The organism is Flagellimonas onchidii, from assembly GCF_004804315.1.
Classification (GTDB): domain Bacteria; phylum Bacteroidota; class Bacteroidia; order Flavobacteriales; family Flavobacteriaceae; genus Flagellimonas; species Flagellimonas onchidii.
This window is the reverse complement of sequence record NZ_SRXX01000002.1, coordinates 55,246-73,950: the sequence shown is the minus strand read 5'-3', so window position 1 is coordinate 73,950 and position 18,705 is coordinate 55,246. Positions and strand designations below refer to the sequence as shown.

The window sequence follows — 18,705 nt, the reverse complement described above, 5'->3', positions numbered from 1 at the left end:
AGGTTATTTAACTCAAAAACGACTTCCAAAGCAATTTTACATAATGGCTTATTATGGAAATGAAACAATCTGTTCCATAATGTTCTTGCGTTATGTAACTTGAGCTTTGGTAAAAGCGAAAGTTGGTACCGCACTTCCTGAAAAATTATTCTAAAAACTTCTTTTGAAAAGGTAATGGAATGCTTTTTTGCCCAAAACCAGTAGGGAAGAAGGCAAAAGTGCATGTAATGGACAAAAACCCCAGAATTTTTAAGGTTTTTGTATAATGAATTTTGTTTCTAAATCACTAATTTTCTCCCTGACTACTTTTAAGTCTCCCCCCAACATTTAAGAAACATAGTTCTCATCTATTCATGTTTGAAAACTAAAAAATGCATGCAAACTAATAGTATTAAATTATAATTATTAAGTAAAATGAGTATAGAAAAGTACATTAACGAAGGTTATAAAAACAAAAAATCTGCTAATTCTAATATAAGCGTTGATTTTGATGGGGTTTGGAAAAATGGGCTGAATTCAGAAATGGATTTAAGTGTAAATTCCAAAGGGGAAGTTAAAGGGATTTACAAGACTGGTGTTGGCAGTCCTGGACCAGAAGAAGAATTTGATTTGACAGGGTTCGTCTCGGGCGACATAATTGGTTATACTGTGAATTTTGGTAAATATGGCTCAATAACTTCTTGGGTTGGGCAGCATACTATAGATAAAGAGGGTAATGGGAAGATTTATACCCTTTGGCATTTAACTAAGAATATTAAAGACGAAGATGAACCAGATGACTTATGGGGTAGCATTTTGGCTGGTGCAAACACGTATTTCAGATAACGAAGCTTAGAATTCTTTTTAGCAACTAATGCCTTAAGTTTCTTTCAATTTTTTCCATTTTACAATGAATAGAGAATCTCTATCACTAGGATTGCGTACAAAGAAGTTTGGGCGTAACATCATATATTTTGACGTCATTGGATCCACAAATGAAGAAGCCAAAAAAGCTATTCAGAAAGAAGTTTTGCCAGAGGGAACAGTCTACATCTCGGCGAGGCAAACTGCAGGTAAGGGAACTAACAATAACACATGGATATCAAATAATATAGAGGGGCTTCTTTTTTCATTGGTCATTGACTTTGATGAAAAAATTGATCAATTCATAATGTTCTTACCTGCAATAAGTTTAGTCAATGTGCTAAAACGAGAATATGATATAAAAGCGCATGTAAAATGGCCAAATGATGTGCTTATTGGGAATAAGAAAGTTTGCGGAATACTTTGTGAAGGTATAGCACAAAAACAACTTATAATCGGTGTTGGAGTTAATGTAAACCACAATTCTTTCCCCGATGCGATAAAGAGCAAAGCTATTTCAATATTTCAAGCTACAGGTAAAAGACAAAGAATTGAGAATCTTTTCCAATCTCTCATGTATGAAATGGAAAGCATTTTTTATGAAAAAAAGGATCTGAGAAGTGAATGGCTGAAAAAGACGAAAATGATTGGCAAAAAAATCACTGCGAAAAAAAGAGGAATAGAAATCAGCGTTGAAGTGGTAGGCATCTCTAAAGAGGGGTATTTGATTGTTCAAAATTCAGATGGAGAAAAGGAGGAGTGGAGAAGTAGTACTCATCTTGATATTTATTCTAGTTACGCATGACTAAAATCAAAGATACTGGTGCAGTAACTTCTCTTGTTCGTTCATTAGAACAAAAGCACAATACACCCTTATTTAAAGATAGTTTTGCAGAGTTATTTGTTGATAAAGGTGCAGAAAATATGTTTAAAGAAAAAATGGATTTATATCCACACTTTCAACAGTTAATAGCAGTAAGACACAAAATTATTAGAGATGAAATAAATTTTTTTATTAAGAGTGATTCATCTTTCTCCCAATTACTTTCTATAGGTTCGGGGTACTGTACAATTGTAAATGAAATTCAAAAAAAACATAAAAATTTAAAAGGGTATGAAATTGACATGCCAGCTGTTCTTAAAAAGAAAATCAGCAAAATAAAAGTCGAATATTTACCCAAATTGATTTATTGCGATGTTGTTGAAAAAAAGGATCAATTAGTTCCCAAATTGTTGAGCAATGGATTTAATATAGAAAAGCGTTCGCTAATATTTCTGGAAGGACTGCTCTATTACATGCCTAATGGTAATTTTATTAATCTCTTTATTAAAACAATTTCCGAGATAATGTCTTCTGACAGCATTTTGATTTTTGATATGCAGGTTGGTAAAGACAGTTACTCAAATAAGGAAACGGATTTTCTAAATTATTTTGAGGATTTATCTGCTTGGTCGTCTATGATAGAGGATTTGAACTTATCTATATTGAAATATGGCAATATAGCTTTTCTTGACCAATGGAATAGATTGAATGCATTTAGGGGAGAAATTAAATCAAGCCTCTTTGTTATTACTAAACATACTTAGTTTTAGATTACTAGATATTTTAATTTATATTTTATTGGAATGCAGAAAACCTATTAATCTAAACGAAAATTTGAATATTTAAAGATTGCCATTACCGCCTCTTTAAGTTCCATCAAAACGTGAGAGGCATTCTGCCTTTCCAATTCTGAGAAAGTGTCTGCGGGCAAATAAAAGATAAAATGAATAAAATTATTAGAACGATTATATCTGTTGTTGGCAGGAAATTTGTCGACATTATGGCCCTTGTTGTTGCATTTATTGCGGTCTTAATCTCAATCAACCAAAGTAAAACTCAAAAAGAAATAGAACGAATAAATAAACAACCGCTACTACAAATTACCTTTATTAAGGTAGATTCTGAAACCAAAAAAGGGTTTAAACTTACTAATTTGGGATTTGGTCCAGCAATAATTAAATCATACAGATATTATCTCAATATGGAAGATTATAAAAACGGAACCAATGAAAAAAGTAAATGGATACCAGCGCTAGAGAGTAAATTGGAATTTATTTTTGAAGACATTAATAATCTAAATGAAAATTACGTGGTAGGAGAAAAAGACTCAGATAAAGACGTATTTCTTTTAGGTACAACGGCAAAATACACAACATCCGAGAGTATAAAACCGATGATGTTCTTCAATTCAAATACTTCTAAAGTAATGGATAACATAGTAATTGAAATTGAATATACAAGTATGAACCCTCTTGATGAATATTATTATTACCTAAGGTACTCTGAGAACCAATTTCCCAATAACTACAGAAAAACCTCAAAGATTTCTAATAAAAATACTCTCTGACGGATAATATTCATAATGATTTATAGCAACAAATACTTTACAATAAACAACTTATAACATGAAAATTATTCTGACAGCTACGAGGGCAAATGAAGAACCCCATAGACTAAAGAGGCTTGAAAAAGTCGTTGAAATTTATAATCTAAGTGAATACTTTGGTGGAAATGATGACGTGGTTTCTTTGCATGACCATAAGGGATTACTAACTGTTGGATGGAGTAGAAACCCTTCCGAGGGAGATAAACAAATGATATCTGCAATTTGGGCGTTAATGAATGAACTTGAAGAATCAGTAGAGCATGTTGTTGAAAAATCCGAATAGTTAATTACATTTTCTTGCGGAATGAGTCATAGGTCATTTTTATTTAGGTAAACTTCCATAACCGCTTCCTTGAGTTCCATGAGAACATGACAGCAATTTTGTCTTTCCAAATCTGAAAAGGTGTCCATGGGAATGAAGTGGAACATAAAAATGGTTTTGTCCAAATTTTGGGTAAGGGAAAGAAGGTCACCCTCGTGGCATTCTTGGATATAGGAGAGTAGGGGACGTAGGTCGGTTACTTTTAAGCTCATTTCAAGACAATTTTATTTGTTTTTCCCATACTAATACTGTTAAAAACTATATAAATATAGGTATTTATTGTAAAAATGAAAATTAAATTTATGCTTTTAAATTATATTAATATTGTTTTAAACAATGTTTTTACCGTTTTTAACTATATCAATAAAAACACCTTATTGCTCAAAGTTTTGATTATACCTAGCTTTAGGCTATGCCTGAGCGAATAAATAGAATAAAAGAAGTACTTGTTATAAAAGGGATAAGCCAAAAAGAATTGGCAGTTAAAATGGACCGAAACCCAAATACGATTACTTCAATCTGTAATAACAAATCCCAGCCACATTTAAAGGACCTCAAACGAATTGCCCAAATTCTGGATGTGGATATTCGGGAGCTTTTAGTCTCAACTAAAATTTAATTGGAACATTATTGGTAGAAAATGGCAGTTTACAATACGTCTTCAGATTCTGCAAATACAGCAATTCGAGCTTTTCTAACCAAAGTGGGAGAATATTATTGGGGAAAAAGCTTTAATACAGGGTCAGGAAATTCCAAAAAAATATTTGAACAAATTAAAAATCAGGTTTTTGAAGGTAAATGTGCGTACTGTGGTGTTCAGGCTAACAAATTACAGATTGAACATTTAATCATGTTTAACAGGACTCAATATGGGTTGCATCATCCAGGAAATGTTGTTCCAGCGTGTCAATCATGCAATAAACGACGTAGAGATGATTCAAGCAACTATCTAAATTGGGAAGATCACCTAGAGCAGATTTGTCGTGAAAATGATGATTTAAACTCATTTTTTGAAAGAAAGAAAAGAATCCAAACTCATATGCAAAAAGGGGAGTTTCGGTATCCAGAATTGAATGAGGCAGAGCAACATGCAATCAGAGTTATTGCCAACTCTCTATATGAGAATATAAAGACGGAGAATGACAAAGCCCTTAAAATGTACCAGGAACTGGACAGTACGTTTGTAAAAAGGTGATATAATATTGATCCTTCCTCTTGTAAAATATTGGTTTCGTAATGTTCGGATGTAAAGCCAGAAGAAAATGCGGGCCGGTAGAGGAGTGAATTTGTGGGTAACACAAAGAGCCATTGCCCTGGGCTTTGTGTAGGGCGCATGGCGCCCAAATAGCGAAGCTATTAAGACACAAAGAGAGCGTGGAAGCATATTTTCTTCTTGATTTTTGTTTCTTTTTTATCAAGAAAAAAGAAAGGGGACACCACTTTCAATAGGATTTCTATTTTACATAATATTTTAAGTGCCAAGGAAAAATAGTTGAATCAGAGGAGGATGTTAGCAAGTGCTTAGAAATTTATGCTCCGCGAATTGCGTATAAAAATAAATGCAAGGGCATTTACTTTTTATGAAAGCAATGTGCTGTTGGCCGAGCGGCTATTTTACATAGCGACTGATTATAGATACAGATGCATTGATGCGGCGTAGCCGACCGCTTAAGGAAAAGTTTCATGACCCCGTTGAGAATTCGCTACAGGACACAGACACGAGGGATATTTTACATAATGGGGAATTATAGCTATCGAATGCCAACCGCTAAAAACAATACAAAGGCATTTGTACTATAATGTACCGCGTTATGTAACTTGAGCTTTGGTAAAAGCGAAAGTTATTACCCAACTCGCTGAAAAATTTCTTCTAAAATCTTCTTTAAAAAGACAATGGAATACTGTTTTGCCGAACCCGCGGAGTGGGGGAGGTGAAAGTGTATGGAATGGAAAAGAAGTACCTCTGTTTATGATAAACATTTGTATATTTATTGCGTCTACACAGTTTTAGGAAAATTCTAAAACAATTATTTATCGATAAGGAGTCGCTTACAAGTCCAGCGGCCGCGAAAGTACCGCTTCCAGTCCTAGACTGTGTAGACAGGGCTGACGGGGTGGCTCCGCTTTTAAAATTTTCTTTATGTCTACAAGAAAAAGTGAAATCCATGAAGAATGGTATCAACAATTACAGAAGGAACTCGCCCTGGCAGATTCAAAACCAAAGAAGGCAATCCTTGAGATTATTGCCATTATTGATGACTATTTCGATGTAAATTCTCTGGAGGGTCATATTGATGGTTTACATTGTATGTTGTCCGGCAGTATCGAAAACAAAGTATTGGGCTTATCCAAAAAGAACATCTTTGACTGTGTATCTCAAACAGGAGTTCATGTCAATTTTTTATTGAAATTGTCCTCTAGACTTTCTGTGCTCAAAGCCCAATAAATAAACTGTTTGAATTATTAAAAGTCCTTCTGACTTATGTTGGAAGGATTTCTTTGTGATGTAAATAAATATTTCTTGCTATTTGAAATTGCGGAAAAATCCCAGAATTTCTAAGGTTTTTTTGCAATCAGTTTCAAAATTCAATATCTATATTTAGAAGATAAGATTTTCGTCTTATCGAATCCCCCATCTACTGAAATCTATTTCTGTTCAATTGAATAAGGTGGTTATTCCAATTGGCACCAAATTTATTGTTGATAATCAAATGAGGGTTCTTACTAAATCAAGGTTTAAGCTAGGTCTTGAGTGTTCCAATAAATTGTACTATACGGGCAAAAAAAATATGCAAATTTAAAAAATGAAAACCCATTTTTAGAGGCATTGGCCAAAGGTGGTTTTCAAGTAGAAGAACTTGCACGATTATATTATCCTAATGGGCATCTACTGGAGGGAGAAGATTGGGATTATGAAAAGCATTGGAATCATACTCAGGAACTATTAAAAAATGAGAACGTAACAATTTATGAAGCTGCTTTTCTTATTGATGGCCTTTTTATAAGAACTGATATTCTAATTAAGAAAGGGGAGAATATTGAATTAATTGAGGTAAAATCAAAAGCGTTTGATCCTGACGATGAATACAATTTTATTGGAAAAAAGGGTGGATTAGTAAGTGAATGGAAGCCCTACTTGTTTGATATTGCATTTCAAAAGTATGTCATTCAGTTGTGCTACCCCGATTTTAGAATTAAATCATCTATTATGATGGCCGATAAAACCAAAAAAGCTTCAATTGACGGTTTAAATCAATTTTTCAGAGTTTCAAAATTGGCAAATAGCAGAACTGGTGTAAAGGTGTTGGCAAAGTCAAAAGATGAATTGGGAAACCCAATACTTGGTAAGAAAGATATTACGGAAATCATTACTGGTATTGAAAATGGGAAATATGATTACGGAAATGGATTAAGTTTTATTGAGGCTATACAAGAATATGGGGACATATATAAAAATGATACATATAGTAATTGGCCCACATCGTATATGAATTGTAACAAGTGTGAGTTTAAAACCTCGGCTGAAGACAAAAAGAATGGGTTAATTTCTGGCTTCGAAGAATGTTTTAAAATACAACATAGTTGGAAAGATGAGGATTTTAAAAAACCTAACTTATTTGACATTAGAGGAATTCATTGGACAAAGTCAAAAAAACTGTTTGATAAAGAGCAGATTTTCGTTACAAACCTTAGTAAAGATGATATTGGATTTAAGTCAAGTGTTGGAAAGCTATCTGATGGTGAAAGAGCATGGGTTCAAATTGAAAAAGCACTGAAAAATGATAAAACCATTTATGTAGAGAGGCTTAGGCTGAAAGAAGAGATGGAAAATTGGGAATATCCACTGCATTTTATTGATTTTGAAACATGCACCGCAGCTTTACCATTTTCAAAAGGACGAAAACCATATGAACAAATTGCTTTTCAATTTTCTCATCATTCCTATGAAAGGAATGGTAATATTCTCCATTGTTCAGAGTATATAAGCAATAAAGCAGCATACTTCCCAAATTTTGATTTTATACGTGAATTAAAAAAATCACTTGAAAATGATAATGGAACTATTTTTAGATTTCATAATCATGAAAACACCATTTTAAATGCAATTCACTCTCAACTAATAGAGTCGAGTGAAGATGATAAAGATACCTTGATTGAATTTATTGAAAGTATTTCACATTCAACGAGTAAAAACTTTAATATATGGAAAGGCGAAAGGGATATGGTTGATCTCTGGGCTGTAGCAAAGAACTTTTATTTTAATCCAACAACAAATGGTTCGAATTCTTTAAAAGACTTATTGCCGGCAGCCCTTAACAGTAGTGATTTCTTGAAAAAAAAATATTCAAAATCAATCGGTGACATCTCTTTGACATCAACAAACTTTTCAAATGATTTTGTCTGGTTAAGACGCGGAGAAGAAGGAGAGCTAATAAATCCATACAATTCTCTTCCACCTGTCTTTGATAATTGGACTGAAGAAAAAATTGAGCAATCAATTTCTGAAATTGAAAACATTAACGATGGAGGTGCAGCTTTAACCGCCTACGGCAAACTCCAATATACCGATATGACTAAGGCAGAAATTGAGGAGATTACCTCTGCCTTATTGAAATATTGCGAATTAGACACATTAGCAATGGTAATGCTTTATGAACATTTTAAAGAATTAGTTGTTTGATATTATGCCAAAAAACAAAGAGGCTCTAAAGAGGTATAGAATAATTCACAATGTACTTAGAAGGGGAGGTAAGCATAAATCAACTCGAATCGTAGAAATTTGCAATGATGCTGGAATTCCGGTAAGACTAAGAACTATTCAGAAGGACTTGGAAGATTTGGCCGAAGACACCGAACTTGGCTTTTTTCTTCCAATACATAAGGATACTGCTACGAAAACATATTATTATGAAGAAATCCCAAAGCATATATTTCCTTCATTAGAATTAGAACCAGATGAAATAAGTGCTCTGCTTTTTTACGCCAAAACAATAAGTCAATATAAAGAATACCCTCTCTTTAGTGAAATTACCAAAGCTGTAAAAAAGGTAATAGAAAATTCAAATATCTCGCCAAATGTTAAAGAATTATTTGAGAAGGAAACTATTTTAGAAACCGAGAAACACCCATTAATTGGTGGAACTGAACTTATTGCTGATATTTTAGATTCTATTGCTAAGAAAAAAGTATTAGAAATAGACTATCAAAAGTTCGATGATGAGATTAAAAGACATAGGGTAAAGCCAATTTTACTTAAAGAGGATAAAAAATTATGGTATGTAATTAGTGTTAATTACAAAAATGAAAGTCTAATTACTTTAGCACTTGATAGAATTGTAGATGTTTCCATTTTAGATGAAGAGTTCCAACCAATTGAGTTTGATAGTGTAGAATACTTTAAATATTCCTTCGGTATAACTGTATCTCACAAACCTCCTATTGAAGTTGTTATTTCCTTTAACCCTGATCAAGGTAACTATCTAAAAGCCCTTCCCATACACAACACACAAGAAATTTTAGAAGATGATGACACGAAGTTCATTATAAAGGTTTCTGTAAAACCTTCATACGAGTTTTATTCAAAAATATTAAGTTATGGAAAAACAGCTGAAATAATCTCACCAGCCTTTCTAAGGGCTGAATTCATAGATATTTTTAAGGGAGCATTAAGTAACTATACCCAAAAAAAATAAACTCTTTTTTAATTTTTTTTCTTGGCGAACATAGGTTGCGCCATGCGGTTATTTATTTGTAACGTGATGTTGTATTAAAACAATAAATTCAAGTTATGGCGACAAATAATGAAAAACTATTAGGTGTAATTCTAGGTGCAGGTATTGGTGGATATATTGCCAATAACAAGCATATAGAAGACAATAACAATGGTGCTAATTATGATATATGGCATGTAATCAAGGGTGTTTTTTGGGGAGGGCTAAGTGGCTATGGTCTGGCAACATTTTTTGGCAGCCCAAATGATACTGTAAATTATACGCACTACTACAAAGGTAAGCGTGTATATGAAGGAATAACTTATGCAGATAGGTTTAAGAAAAGAATGGCTGAACACAGAAGATCTGGCAAGTTGTTTACTAGAGTTGTAAAAGATAAGCCTAAACCACGAATAGAGGCGCTAAAGCTAGAAAAAGAAAATATAATTAGATATAAACCGAGTAATAATATTCAATTAAATAGAAAATAAAATGGCAAGACAAAGTAAAAGAGGTAGAGATGCAAGAAATGGTCAATTTATTACAATTAAAGAGGCTAAAAGAAGACCTAGCACGACAGTTGTTGAGACTATTAAGGTCGGCCCTACCAAAAGAAGAAAAAAGTAGAATCAATTGAAAAAAATATGGCAATTGAAAAAGTCCCCGTAAAAAAACTCGTCGAGTTTAGAAGATTATCTACCCCTCGAAAAACCACGTTGATCAATAAACTTAAAGTTGGAAAAAGACCAACTTCTGGAGATGGAGGAAATTATTGGGTTAGAAGTGTTAGTGCCATAAGTCAAGCTTTTAAAGAAAATGATAGTTCGGCAATTGTAGATAAGATAGATGAAGTATCAAAACTCCATAGTATAAATCAACTATCTCGAACAAAGACCATGTACAAAAGAAATATTGATATACTAAGGAAGTATGTCAATTTCGATTTCACAAAATGGATGCCCTCAACTAATCTAAATTTTGTGCGTAAACCGCCATCAATACTTGAAATGAATGGCCTGCCTATTCAAATTTTGCCTCAACACATATTCTCTTTTGGTGCAAAAGGCAATCAAAGTGTTGGAGCAATTTGGTTTGTTGTCTGGCAGGATGGATTTAAACCAAGTGATTTGGGGATTTATGCTGAAACATTGTTTAAATACTTGTCGTCCTATTATTCCAAAAATTATATCATTAATCCTGCCGCTTGCATAGTCGTTGACATTATGAGTATGAAATCAATTAGCTATAAGGATATATTAGATGGTGATATTCCGTCTATTCTGGTTGATACCATGAAATCATTAAAAAAACTTCTATGATAGAAACTAGGTCTGTAGAAGAGTGAGGGCAGAAGAAAATGCGAGCCGGAAGGGGCGTGAATTTGTGGCTTGGCACAAAGAGCCATTGCTCTGGGCTTTGTGTTAGGGCGTGAAACGCCCAAATAGCGAAGCTATTAAGACACAAAGGGAGCGTTGAAGCATATTTTCTTCTTGATTTTTTGTTTCTTTTTTATCAAGAAAAAAGAAAAGAGACAACACACCAAACATCATTTCTATTTTACATAATATTATAAGCACTCACAAAAATTGCTGATTCCGAAGAGGGATGTTAGCAAGTGCTTAGAAATTTGCTCGCAGAGAAATTTTAAGCTTTTGCGGCAAGCTGACGAACAGTTTCTGAAATTTTTCTTTTCCAAATTCTCAATTAAACCAAAGGTTTCAATAAAGACGAAAAGCTGAGCTTTTAATGGCGCTGGCCAAGTGGCTGAGAATTGCGTATAAAAATAAATGCTTGGGCATTTACTTTTTATGAAAGCAATGTGCTGTTGACCGAGCGGCTATTTTACATAGCGACTGATTATAGATACAAATGAAAACAAACTGTGCGTAGCACACCGATGAAAATAAGTTTCATGACCCTGTTGAGAATTCGCTACAGGACGCAAACACGAGGGATATTTTACATAATGAGGAATTATAGCTATCGAATGCCAACCGCTAAAAACAATACAAAGGCATTTGTACTATAATCCATATTATAGCAAATTCTATACACAAGACATACAGTAACTTAACGATATTTTGTATTCATTTACCTAAATAATCTTTTTGTATATATCATATACATATATTTTGCTTTAATTGTCTTATTTACCTAAAAAACCGACCGATGGACAAATTAAAGTTTGATATTACCTTTAACCGTAATAGGTATTCCGTATTCATAGATTGGGGTGTATCCCATAAGTTCAGGAACAAGAATCAAGCAAAGGCATTTATAAAGAAATTTCGGGATGTCATACACGATAATGTGCTAATTCTTGGGGCTATACAGTCCCAATTGGTTGCCATTAGAAACCTTTATTACCCGTTCTTTAATCTTATGACCAAGCGTGATTTGAAGATATGCATAGAGGACTTTGAACAGTCCTATTATTTCATATATGGTAATCTGGCAGGCGATAACCATGTCCAGTTCAACCAGATACGCGTTTCCTTCAATTGTGTTCAATCTTTGTTGGACTGTTTGAAGAAGGATGCCCAAGTTAACAAAAGAAAGGTAATGTTGGCTCAGTTGTACCCTTTACAGAAAATGTATGATTTGGTTTTGTCCAGTTATGCAAACGATATAAGGGGACTTACTGACGGGGTTTCGTACAGGACGGAATTAAAGACTATTAATCCGTTAGACGAAACAAAAAATGAACCCAAACATAGTATACGCAGACAAACAGCATCATAATTATTTAAGGGCTTTTATATTGATAAAGCCATCCAAACCTTTTTATGAAGAAGGTCAAGACTACCAGATAAGACAACCATTTACGGAAGAAGTCCTTTCAAATGCCAGATTGGTGTGGAAAAGGACTTTTGAACTTCACAAGATACCTGAAATCTATGCTTATCTGTGCATGGATTTGAATTTACAGACCCTTACGGGCGTTTTAAGTAACCAATCTACAGAAAGGGAGTGGGACGTTCTCCTTTTTTCTGGGAATTCGTATTATGGTGATTTCTATAGGGATAAAAAAGTTGAATCAAAAAAACTTAGAAAGAAACAGGCCGAACAACTTGAAATACCTTGTGAAAATGTTTGAATTGGTCAAAGAAAGTGCTTGGCTGCAAATGCACAATTTAATACACGGATATTGCAGCATCGATAAAACAATTGATGACACCAAAAGAATTGTGAAGGATGCCTGGAAAAGGTTCCACAACGGGAGTTTTGACCCGTTGAACTCAACAAAGGGGCTTTGCGATTGCATTGAGTTTTACAATAGGTACAAAACGTTGCTGGATGATTGACACCGTTCAATTGAGATTGTACGGTATCAACGACCCAAAAAAAGGCACCTTGAATGAAATAGCTGTTACCAATGGCCATTTCACAAGATATGCCGTACCTGAGCATAACGACCTTTATAAGAAGATGTTGAACTATAAGGGTAAGTACATGACCCGTCAAATGGTGGTTTCCCGTGAGACGCACGAAATAGGGGGGAGGGACGACGACGATTTTTTGACTGATGAAAATTCTTCCGTTGTCCATTACCACCACCAGACAAGGAACGTTATGCGTTTTACCGACGAAAGGAAAGTGAAGGAAGTCAATATGTCAATAAATGGTACGTATAGGGTTCCCAGTTCCTATAATGGGATTACCTATAGGATTAACGAAAGTGCTGGCTATATAGACTTTCAGATGTCAGTACCAAAATATCTTTATGGGCATTCATTGGCTGAATTCGTTCCGCAGATAAATTCTAACCTATATGACGGCAATTTCTTGAAGGCGCATTCATGGGGCTTTCAGCAGAAATACATACATGAACGTCTTGATAGTTTTATAGACACTTTTATAAATGATGTGTGCAATCATTTCCAGTTGGAGGCATTGCTCAACAAACGTTACATAGAGGTTAGACGGGTCGATTTGTGCTTCAACCAATATTTTGGCTCGAAAGAGGATGCATTGCGGTACTTGAAGCACTTGAAGGCAATCAATCATAACAGGTACAAGAGCAACCAAAAGGCACCTAGGGACTATAACACGTCTTTGGAATATTATTCCAGTACCGGTGCTTATTTTAAGATTTACCATAAGGGTACGGAATATTCAATTTCAAAAGATGGGGATTTAAAGAAGCATTTGGAGGTCAACCGCAAATGGATGGACAAGATTTTGAAAAGGTATCTTTCCAAAGAATCCAAGAAAAGAAGTCAGTTGTTGGATGAATATTTGGACTCTCAGAGATTTGAGGGATTGAAAAAGACCGATGTTGTAAAATCTATCAGGTCTGAAATGTTGGAGATTTTGAAAGAGATGGCCGATGGGAAGTTTTCACGCGAAAACTATGACGGAAAAACACTTCGTTTTGCCTCTAGACTGTACAGGGCAATGCCTTACAAGGTCGATTTTTTCAAAAAGAAGATGGATTTGGTTCTTCGTTATGAGCTTTCCCTGAAAAATCAATGGTTTTCCTACTATTATAAACATAAGGTATTTAGAAAGGATTGCGATATACACAACGCTTCTTATCTGGCTTTTAAAAGAACCAAGTCGGACAAGGATTCAAGGAACAAGGGGAACGAGCCTACTTATAAAGAGCATAAAAACCATAAGATGATGAACGCCTATCTAAATAGGAAGGTTCATTTGTTTTTGGAAACGTCCCCTATATTGAAAAGGTTTGAAAAGAAAGGGAACGTTGATTACAACGCAGCAAAGGATTTTTATAGGATATCCTCTTTCGGTCTGAAAAATACGTTGCTGCACGATAAGGATATTGGTACTTTTTCCAATGATATATTAAAATGGGCTGTCGTCCATTTTAAGAACATCTGTGAGCATTATCAGGTGCATTCAATCAATCCTGATGACGATTTGGAAAATCGGATAAACAATTACAATGCTGAAGCTGAAAGAAGGATAAATGAGTATGACGAAAAGTACCACTACTTGATTTATACTTCCAATGGAAAGCAAAGGATAAAAGGCAATGTCCTAATTACCAAGGCAAGCCAGTTATTAGGTCAGAAACAAAAGGTTGAAATGGGAATGAAAAAGATTAGGCCTATGGTGATGATTGCGATAAATGAGCAGATGAAAAGGGGTAAATCATTGAGGATGATTAGAAAGGGCTTAAAGGTTTCAGATTCGCAATGGTCACGATATATGAAGGATTTGAAGAAGTTCGGTATTTCCGAACAGGCTAGGATTGAACCAGTCCCTATACAGACATGTACGGATTGGGGTAAGATGTATGCAAACCTACAGGATGTGGGTTATTACCAAAAGTTTTACGTAAGTAAGAACCATTCCTATTATGGCTAGACAAAGAAGGATTAGGCTTGATTCAAAGGTTCATTCCAATGAATTGGACAACATCAAGAAAATGGAAAGTATAGACACCGATACAAAGGCCTTAAAGTTTCTCATTTCGATGTATGCAGAATACAGGAGATTGAAATTCTCCTCAAGGGTCGTTCCTAAATAGTTGGTACCAAAATCACCTTTTTCTTTTTTCTGGTATAAGTTGTTGTCAAACGATTTAAAAAAAAATAAGGTCGATATGGCTACACGCAAAAAAAGAAGTTATCTGGGTTGGCTCGCACTTGCAGCCGTTACTCTTGTAGCTGCTGTATTTCACGAAAAAATATTGGGCTTTGCAAAGAAAACGGCGGGTTTGAAACAAGTTGTTGACACTTTGGAAAAAGCTAAGTAATCTAAAACTGGTAAGTAATGCAAAAGAACATTCCTTTTAACCAGTTGGATAGACTGGTAGTACAAAACGAAAGGGTAAGCGGTATAAGTTTGACCGTTACAGCCCTTCAATCAGATGGTTCCACAAAGGCGGTGATTGCCGACCTACAGAAAATAGGGATTGATATAACCCTTGAGCGTTCTGGTGCCAAACCTGAGATTATCCATAATGGCTATTTAGCGGATTATCTATTAGCTCTTTATGCCCAGACACCATCTTATGAGCAATGGCTCAAGGATTATGGTTCTACAAACAAGTTTAAGATTGATTTTGATGGTGTCCTAGAGTTGAGGGGGGCCGATAAATTGACAGTTGAGATTAGAGCGCAAAATACCTCTTACACCTCTTTGAGTGTGAGTCATAGCTCAATTTCTGTCGAGTCCATCCCCGCAGCGGGCTATCAGACTCCTATCTGTATTGTGGATAGTATCGGTATTCCTTCGGGTCAGACCAATATCACGGAGTCGTTGAAGGATAACATAATCAAGATTGTTGCCGTAACGGATAGGTCTGCCAACTACTTTGACTCAACAAAGGCAAAATTTGATGGTATAGAGTTGACTGGTGAGGGTGATTATATCAAAAATGTTTCAAAAGAACTTTTGGAATTGGAGAACATTGATTACTTCAACAACAATCCGGAAAGTGACATTGAGGACATGGTGCTATATGCGGGGGATATGCCTATACATGGTGTCACGCTTCGAGGTAAGCTAACCAAAGCTGCTGAGGACGATGCAAAAATTATGATAGTTAGAAAGGTCTCGATTTAGAGGCCTTTCCAACTGTTTTTCTTAATAAAAATCAATTTTATGACTGTTTTACAATTGCTCCTTAAGGTTGCATCGCACTTCAATCTGTCAAGTACTGAGGAACGTCAAACAATGTTGGTCGATATAAAGGCTTGGGAAGCAGAGGCTACACCTACGAGCGATAACAAGATAAAGGCCATGTACGGTAAATTGCACCAAGGTGTTTTTATGCGCATGGCGTGCATGTTCGGCTTCTTTTTCCTTGTTCGTTGGTTCAAGGATATGATTAGCGATAATGACGACCCTTTTGAGGATGATTAAAAAAAAATAATTGACAATGTACGCACCTCCAAGAAGAAATATGGGAATCATGCCCACGGGTGGCGGTATCAAACCAAAGCCAACGGGTGTTCTGGGAAAGCTCAGTCCTACCGTTAGTGTTATTTCCACTGTCTTGCCCATGTTCCAAAAGCTTGTTTCTGGACAAGTGTTCTCGAAGACCATTGGTCAGTTAAAGGATGGTTTTGATTGTTGGAACTCCACTTGGACACCTTCAAGAGCGAAGAACGAGCTGCCACAATGGATGGAAAACATGGCAATGTCGGTTGCTGCCGTTTTCAATGGAAAGGATGAAGGTCTTGAAAAGCGTATAAATGATGCCTTCGCACATGACATGTGGCAAGTATCGGTAACGGGTGTTCCCCTCTATGGGTGGATAGGTTGGCGGTATGATACGGCTAAAGACTGTACTTTGAGGGGGTTGAAAAAACTGGAAGAAGGTACGGATGCTTACATACCTGAAATACAGGCTACGGCAAAGGCTTCTTTGAGTGAAATGGGCTATGACGTGACAACGTATTCTAAAACAGTTACTTTTTCAAGATACCCCAATGGAAGGGGTAAAAAGTACAACAAGACCGTTCCGCAGTTCAGGCTGTCCAAAAGGTCTGTTCTCTCCGATTTTACGGGTGGTTCCTCTGGTGGTGGTTCAATGTTGGCCTTGGGTCTTGGTGCTTTCATGCTTGTTAGAAAATTCATTAAATAATCATTATGGTTGATGTAAAAAATATTGGTTTGAGTGTTGCCAACATATTTGGATTGGGAAAATCCAGTAACGGTAGGCGCAAGAGAAGACCTAGATACGGTATTTATGCCAATGGTAGGCGTATCGGAAGTTCATTCACCAAGGCTTCCGCAAAAAAACGGGTACGCGGAAAGCGTGGTGTGTCTTTCCGTAAGTTAAGATAAACTGTTTGGTTGGTTTTTATTTAAGTTTCCCCTCTGAGCTAAAAAGTGAGGAGGGGTTTTTAAAATCTGTTTTGTATGTCTCATTCTCGTAACAAAAATAAGATGATGGCCGTTTTGGGTCTATTGGCTGCCCTGCTGCTTTTCTCGTTCAAAAAGAAACCAGTTGGCGACGTAGAAATCGGCAAGGGCGATTTTGGCAAGTTCGGGACTGATGGTGATTTGGATGCAATAGCCTCCAAAGTTTCCCCGATAAAGAGTGGTTTGGTAAAGTCTATGGGTTCTGTTGTTCCCAAGAGTTCAAAGAGTCCTGTTAAAACGTACAATCTGAAACCCGTTATATCTACTGAAAATGGTTGCTGCTTCTAGGTTGTTTTCAAAATATTGGATATGGGTGATTGTCGCTATTGCAATTTCTTGGGGTTCCATTATGCTCTTTTTTACTGGAAAGAGCAAAGAGGCAAGGATTTTTGATGATATAGACGAGGCTGATAGTGAGTTGACCGATTTGGAGGCTAATTCTATAGCCCAAGGTTTGATGAAAGAGTTCGGCGGTCTTGGTGGCTCAAGTGGCAATGAGGTGATTAGGCTGCTCGGTACTGTTTCCTTGTCTGGTTTCAAGAAGATTTATAAACACTTCGGAAAGGTCAGAAGGGATGATATCCTTGGTGGTGAGGGAGGTTGGCTCTTTGGCAATCCCGAACGTGATTTGATTTACTGGCTCAGGGCTGAGCTTTCGGCCAGGGAACAATCAGAATTGAGGCGTGCCAATCCAATTCTGCCAATTTGATAAAAACAAAAAAATGAAACCAACAAAAATGATTTTGGCTACGTGGTGCATACCTTTTGTAGCTGCCTTGATTGCTGTCTTTCTGTTTTGTTCGGTAGCTGCAAGCCCGATAATCGGGCTTGTGGTCATCGTTCGCAACTGGCAGGACAACAGGATGAGAAGGGATAGGATTGTTAGGAAGTATCGTTCACTTAAAAAAAGGTTGGGCAATGGTGTTGACTGAAAACTTTGATTTATCTGAATTCCAGAGCAGGGACGGTGCAAAGATGCCTATCCATGTGATGAACAATATCATCAAGTTGGCGAAGGTATTACAGGTCATGCGCAACGAGTTTGGCAGGCCTATAACGATTACGAGCGGTTATAGGAGTCCAGAACATAATGCGACGGTTTCGGGCGCTGTTCCCAATAGCACCCATACAAAGGGAAAGGCTGCCGATTTCAAGGTGGCGGGGCTTACCGCAAAACAGATGTACGATGGAATTGAAACGATGATTTCACAGGGAAAGGTTCCCGAAGGTGGTCTGGGTCTTTATTCCAATCGTGTACATTATGACATGAGAGGGTACAAGAGCCGATGGGATGCAACAAAAAAAAAAGATGAACCTGATATAGTTGACAAGACCGCAGGTGCTATAGAAGGTACTATTATAATGGCGGTTCTCACTTGGATTGTAAACAGGTTGTAAATGGTTCGTTTAGGTTCATCTATGGAATATATAAAGGTTTACGGCGGTTATTTTTCCGCTTCTATTTGGAATCTGTCAAACTGGAACATTGTAGGGCAGATTTTGCAATGTATCCTAACTGTGGTCATGGTTATTTATATCATAGTAAAGATTAAGAATT

Annotated in this window: 27 protein-coding genes; 26 read left to right on the top strand and 1 reads right to left on the bottom strand. The window is 36.0% G+C overall.

Annotated features, from left to right (window positions below; genetic code table 11):
• Positions 1–414 precede the first annotated feature (414 nt).
• The 5 genes from E4661_RS02395 to E4661_RS02375 all read left to right on the top strand — a co-directional run bounded on the left by E4661_RS02395 (position 415) and on the right by E4661_RS02375 (position 3,555).
• Positions 415–825 carry an avidin/streptavidin family protein gene (locus E4661_RS02395; RefSeq protein WP_136465220.1) on the top strand — a complete coding sequence of 137 codons (411 nt, stop codon included), beginning with the start codon at positions 415–417 and terminating at the stop codon, positions 823–825.
• A gap of 64 nt (positions 826–889) precedes the next feature.
• On the top strand, positions 890–1,648 hold the full coding sequence (locus E4661_RS02390; protein WP_136465219.1) for a biotin--[acetyl-CoA-carboxylase] ligase: 759 nt from the start codon (positions 890–892) through the stop codon (positions 1,646–1,648).
• Entirely contained in the window at positions 1,645–2,430 is a 786-nt protein-coding gene (locus tag E4661_RS02385) for a class I SAM-dependent methyltransferase (protein WP_136465218.1), read from the top strand. The genes E4661_RS02390 and E4661_RS02385 overlap by 4 nt, the downstream gene beginning before the upstream one ends.
• Before the next feature lie 179 nt (positions 2,431–2,609).
• Entirely contained in the window at positions 2,610–3,233 is a 624-nt protein-coding gene (locus E4661_RS02380; protein ID WP_136465217.1) for a hypothetical protein, read from the top strand.
• A 58-nt stretch (positions 3,234–3,291) separates the two neighbouring features.
• Positions 3,292–3,555 (top strand): hypothetical protein, encoded by a 264-nt coding sequence (locus E4661_RS02375; protein ID WP_136465216.1) that lies wholly within the window; start codon positions 3,292–3,294, stop codon positions 3,553–3,555.
• A 26-nt stretch (positions 3,556–3,581) separates the two neighbouring features.
• Here E4661_RS02375 and E4661_RS02370 read toward each other — a convergent pair whose 3' ends face one another.
• Complete coding sequence (locus E4661_RS02370) at positions 3,582–3,806, bottom strand: hypothetical protein (RefSeq protein ID WP_136465215.1); 225 nt, start codon at positions 3,804–3,806, stop codon at positions 3,582–3,584.
• Between the two features lie 200 nt (positions 3,807–4,006).
• Here E4661_RS02370 and E4661_RS02365 point away from each other — a divergent pair, with 200 nt between their 5' ends.
• The 21 genes from E4661_RS02365 (at position 4,007) to E4661_RS02275 (ending at position 18,545) form a co-directional block, all read left to right on the top strand.
• On the top strand, positions 4,007–4,213 hold the full coding sequence (locus E4661_RS02365) for a helix-turn-helix transcriptional regulator (protein ID WP_136465214.1): 207 nt from the start codon (positions 4,007–4,009) through the stop codon (positions 4,211–4,213).
• 21 nt (positions 4,214–4,234) lie between these two features.
• Complete coding sequence (locus E4661_RS02360; RefSeq protein ID WP_136465213.1) at positions 4,235–4,789, top strand: HNH endonuclease; 555 nt, start codon at positions 4,235–4,237, stop codon at positions 4,787–4,789.
• Between the two features lie 945 nt (positions 4,790–5,734).
• Positions 5,735–6,040, top strand: coding sequence for a hypothetical protein (locus E4661_RS02355; RefSeq protein ID WP_136465212.1), 306 nt, complete (start codon positions 5,735–5,737; stop codon positions 6,038–6,040).
• A gap of 381 nt (positions 6,041–6,421) precedes the next feature.
• Entirely contained in the window at positions 6,422–8,275 is a 1,854-nt protein-coding gene (locus tag E4661_RS02350) for a DUF2779 domain-containing protein (protein ID WP_240751393.1), read from the top strand.
• 4 nt (positions 8,276–8,279) lie between these two features.
• Positions 8,280–9,287 carry a helix-turn-helix transcriptional regulator gene (locus tag E4661_RS02345; protein WP_136465211.1) on the top strand — a complete coding sequence of 336 codons (1,008 nt, stop codon included), beginning with the start codon at positions 8,280–8,282 and terminating at the stop codon, positions 9,285–9,287.
• A 95-nt stretch (positions 9,288–9,382) separates the two neighbouring features.
• Positions 9,383–9,796, top strand: a complete 414-nt coding sequence (locus E4661_RS02340; RefSeq protein WP_136465210.1) for a hypothetical protein — start codon at positions 9,383–9,385, stop codon at positions 9,794–9,796.
• 1 nt (position 9,797) lies between these two features.
• Positions 9,798–9,932: a hypothetical protein gene (locus E4661_RS19550; RefSeq protein ID WP_262709902.1), complete on the top strand. Its 135-nt coding sequence runs from the start codon at positions 9,798–9,800 to the stop codon at positions 9,930–9,932.
• Positions 9,933–9,949: 17 nt separating this feature from the next.
• The gene (locus E4661_RS02335) at positions 9,950–10,624 is read left to right on the top strand and encodes a hypothetical protein (protein ID WP_136465209.1); all 675 of its coding nucleotides are present in this window, start codon (positions 9,950–9,952) and stop codon (positions 10,622–10,624) included.
• Positions 10,625–11,474: 850 nt separating this feature from the next.
• Complete coding sequence (locus tag E4661_RS02330; protein WP_136465208.1) at positions 11,475–12,047, top strand: hypothetical protein; 573 nt, start codon at positions 11,475–11,477, stop codon at positions 12,045–12,047.
• Complete coding sequence (locus E4661_RS02325) at positions 12,007–12,402, top strand: hypothetical protein (protein ID WP_136465207.1); 396 nt, start codon at positions 12,007–12,009, stop codon at positions 12,400–12,402. Before E4661_RS02330 ends, E4661_RS02325 begins: the two co-directional genes overlap by 41 nt.
• Complete coding sequence (locus E4661_RS02320; RefSeq protein WP_136465206.1) at positions 12,395–12,610, top strand: hypothetical protein; 216 nt, start codon at positions 12,395–12,397, stop codon at positions 12,608–12,610. Before E4661_RS02325 ends, E4661_RS02320 begins: the two co-directional genes overlap by 8 nt.
• The gene (locus tag E4661_RS02315) at positions 12,603–14,639 is read left to right on the top strand and encodes a phage/plasmid replication domain-containing protein (RefSeq protein ID WP_136465205.1); all 2,037 of its coding nucleotides are present in this window, start codon (positions 12,603–12,605) and stop codon (positions 14,637–14,639) included. The genes E4661_RS02320 and E4661_RS02315 overlap by 8 nt, the downstream gene beginning before the upstream one ends.
• Positions 14,640–14,877: 238 nt before the next feature.
• Positions 14,878–15,030: a hypothetical protein gene (locus tag E4661_RS19000; RefSeq protein WP_168796312.1), complete on the top strand. Its 153-nt coding sequence runs from the start codon at positions 14,878–14,880 to the stop codon at positions 15,028–15,030.
• Positions 15,031–15,047: 17 nt separating this feature from the next.
• Positions 15,048–15,842 (top strand): hypothetical protein, encoded by a 795-nt coding sequence (locus tag E4661_RS02310; RefSeq protein WP_136465204.1) that lies wholly within the window; start codon positions 15,048–15,050, stop codon positions 15,840–15,842.
• Between the two features lie 39 nt (positions 15,843–15,881).
• The gene (locus E4661_RS02305; protein WP_136465203.1) at positions 15,882–16,142 is read left to right on the top strand and encodes a hypothetical protein; all 261 of its coding nucleotides are present in this window, start codon (positions 15,882–15,884) and stop codon (positions 16,140–16,142) included.
• A 16-nt stretch (positions 16,143–16,158) separates the two neighbouring features.
• The gene (locus tag E4661_RS02300) at positions 16,159–16,866 is read left to right on the top strand and encodes a hypothetical protein (RefSeq protein ID WP_136465202.1); all 708 of its coding nucleotides are present in this window, start codon (positions 16,159–16,161) and stop codon (positions 16,864–16,866) included.
• Between the two features lie 5 nt (positions 16,867–16,871).
• Positions 16,872–17,069 (top strand): hypothetical protein, encoded by a 198-nt coding sequence (locus tag E4661_RS02295; RefSeq protein WP_136465201.1) that lies wholly within the window; start codon positions 16,872–16,874, stop codon positions 17,067–17,069.
• 75 nt (positions 17,070–17,144) lie between these two features.
• Positions 17,145–17,435 (top strand): hypothetical protein, encoded by a 291-nt coding sequence (locus E4661_RS02290; protein ID WP_136465200.1) that lies wholly within the window; start codon positions 17,145–17,147, stop codon positions 17,433–17,435.
• Positions 17,419–17,856, top strand: a complete 438-nt coding sequence (locus E4661_RS02285) for a hypothetical protein (protein ID WP_136465199.1) — start codon at positions 17,419–17,421, stop codon at positions 17,854–17,856. The genes E4661_RS02290 and E4661_RS02285 overlap by 17 nt, the downstream gene beginning before the upstream one ends.
• Positions 17,857–17,869: 13 nt before the next feature.
• Entirely contained in the window at positions 17,870–18,079 is a 210-nt protein-coding gene (locus E4661_RS02280; protein ID WP_136465198.1) for a hypothetical protein, read from the top strand.
• Positions 18,066–18,545, top strand: a complete 480-nt coding sequence (locus E4661_RS02275; RefSeq protein WP_136465197.1) for a YcbK family protein — start codon at positions 18,066–18,068, stop codon at positions 18,543–18,545. Before E4661_RS02280 ends, E4661_RS02275 begins: the two co-directional genes overlap by 14 nt.
• The last annotated feature ends 160 nt before the right edge of the window (positions 18,546–18,705 follow it).

What these genes read in the sequence shown, in the direction of transcription:
- E4661_RS02395 (WP_136465220.1), top strand. Translation starts at nt 415, where the DNA reads ATGAGTATAGAAAAGTACATTAACGAAGGTTATAAAAACAAAAAATCT.
- E4661_RS02390 (WP_136465219.1), top strand. Translation starts at nt 890, where the DNA reads ATGAATAGAGAATCTCTATCACTAGGATTGCGTACAAAGAAGTTTGGG.
- E4661_RS02385 (WP_136465218.1), top strand. Translation starts at nt 1,645, where the DNA reads ATGACTAAAATCAAAGATACTGGTGCAGTAACTTCTCTTGTTCGTTCA.
- E4661_RS02380 (WP_136465217.1), top strand. Translation starts at nt 2,610, where the DNA reads ATGAATAAAATTATTAGAACGATTATATCTGTTGTTGGCAGGAAATTT.
- E4661_RS02375 (WP_136465216.1), top strand. Translation starts at nt 3,292, where the DNA reads ATGAAAATTATTCTGACAGCTACGAGGGCAAATGAAGAACCCCATAGA.
- E4661_RS02370 (WP_136465215.1), bottom strand. Translation starts at nt 3,806, where the DNA reads ATGAGCTTAAAAGTAACCGACCTACGTCCCCTACTCTCCTATATCCAA.
- E4661_RS02365 (WP_136465214.1), top strand. Translation starts at nt 4,007, where the DNA reads ATGCCTGAGCGAATAAATAGAATAAAAGAAGTACTTGTTATAAAAGGG.
- E4661_RS02360 (WP_136465213.1), top strand. Translation starts at nt 4,235, where the DNA reads ATGGCAGTTTACAATACGTCTTCAGATTCTGCAAATACAGCAATTCGA.
- E4661_RS02355 (WP_136465212.1), top strand. Translation starts at nt 5,735, where the DNA reads ATGTCTACAAGAAAAAGTGAAATCCATGAAGAATGGTATCAACAATTA.
- E4661_RS02345 (WP_136465211.1), top strand. Translation starts at nt 8,280, where the DNA reads ATGCCAAAAAACAAAGAGGCTCTAAAGAGGTATAGAATAATTCACAAT.
- E4661_RS02340 (WP_136465210.1), top strand. Translation starts at nt 9,383, where the DNA reads ATGGCGACAAATAATGAAAAACTATTAGGTGTAATTCTAGGTGCAGGT.
- E4661_RS19550 (WP_262709902.1), top strand. Translation starts at nt 9,798, where the DNA reads ATGGCAAGACAAAGTAAAAGAGGTAGAGATGCAAGAAATGGTCAATTT.
- E4661_RS02335 (WP_136465209.1), top strand. Translation starts at nt 9,950, where the DNA reads ATGGCAATTGAAAAAGTCCCCGTAAAAAAACTCGTCGAGTTTAGAAGA.
- E4661_RS02330 (WP_136465208.1), top strand. Translation starts at nt 11,475, where the DNA reads ATGGACAAATTAAAGTTTGATATTACCTTTAACCGTAATAGGTATTCC.
- E4661_RS02325 (WP_136465207.1), top strand. Translation starts at nt 12,007, where the DNA reads ATGAACCCAAACATAGTATACGCAGACAAACAGCATCATAATTATTTA.
- E4661_RS02320 (WP_136465206.1), top strand. Translation starts at nt 12,395, where the DNA reads ATGTTTGAATTGGTCAAAGAAAGTGCTTGGCTGCAAATGCACAATTTA.
- E4661_RS02315 (WP_136465205.1), top strand. Translation starts at nt 12,603, where the DNA reads ATGATTGACACCGTTCAATTGAGATTGTACGGTATCAACGACCCAAAA.
- E4661_RS19000 (WP_168796312.1), top strand. Translation starts at nt 14,878, where the DNA reads ATGGCTACACGCAAAAAAAGAAGTTATCTGGGTTGGCTCGCACTTGCA.
- E4661_RS02310 (WP_136465204.1), top strand. Translation starts at nt 15,048, where the DNA reads ATGCAAAAGAACATTCCTTTTAACCAGTTGGATAGACTGGTAGTACAA.
- E4661_RS02305 (WP_136465203.1), top strand. Translation starts at nt 15,882, where the DNA reads ATGACTGTTTTACAATTGCTCCTTAAGGTTGCATCGCACTTCAATCTG.
- E4661_RS02300 (WP_136465202.1), top strand. Translation starts at nt 16,159, where the DNA reads ATGTACGCACCTCCAAGAAGAAATATGGGAATCATGCCCACGGGTGGC.
- E4661_RS02295 (WP_136465201.1), top strand. Translation starts at nt 16,872, where the DNA reads ATGGTTGATGTAAAAAATATTGGTTTGAGTGTTGCCAACATATTTGGA.
- E4661_RS02290 (WP_136465200.1), top strand. Translation starts at nt 17,145, where the DNA reads ATGTCTCATTCTCGTAACAAAAATAAGATGATGGCCGTTTTGGGTCTA.
- E4661_RS02285 (WP_136465199.1), top strand. Translation starts at nt 17,419, where the DNA reads ATGGTTGCTGCTTCTAGGTTGTTTTCAAAATATTGGATATGGGTGATT.
- E4661_RS02280 (WP_136465198.1), top strand. Translation starts at nt 17,870, where the DNA reads ATGAAACCAACAAAAATGATTTTGGCTACGTGGTGCATACCTTTTGTA.
- E4661_RS02275 (WP_136465197.1), top strand. Translation starts at nt 18,066, where the DNA reads ATGGTGTTGACTGAAAACTTTGATTTATCTGAATTCCAGAGCAGGGAC.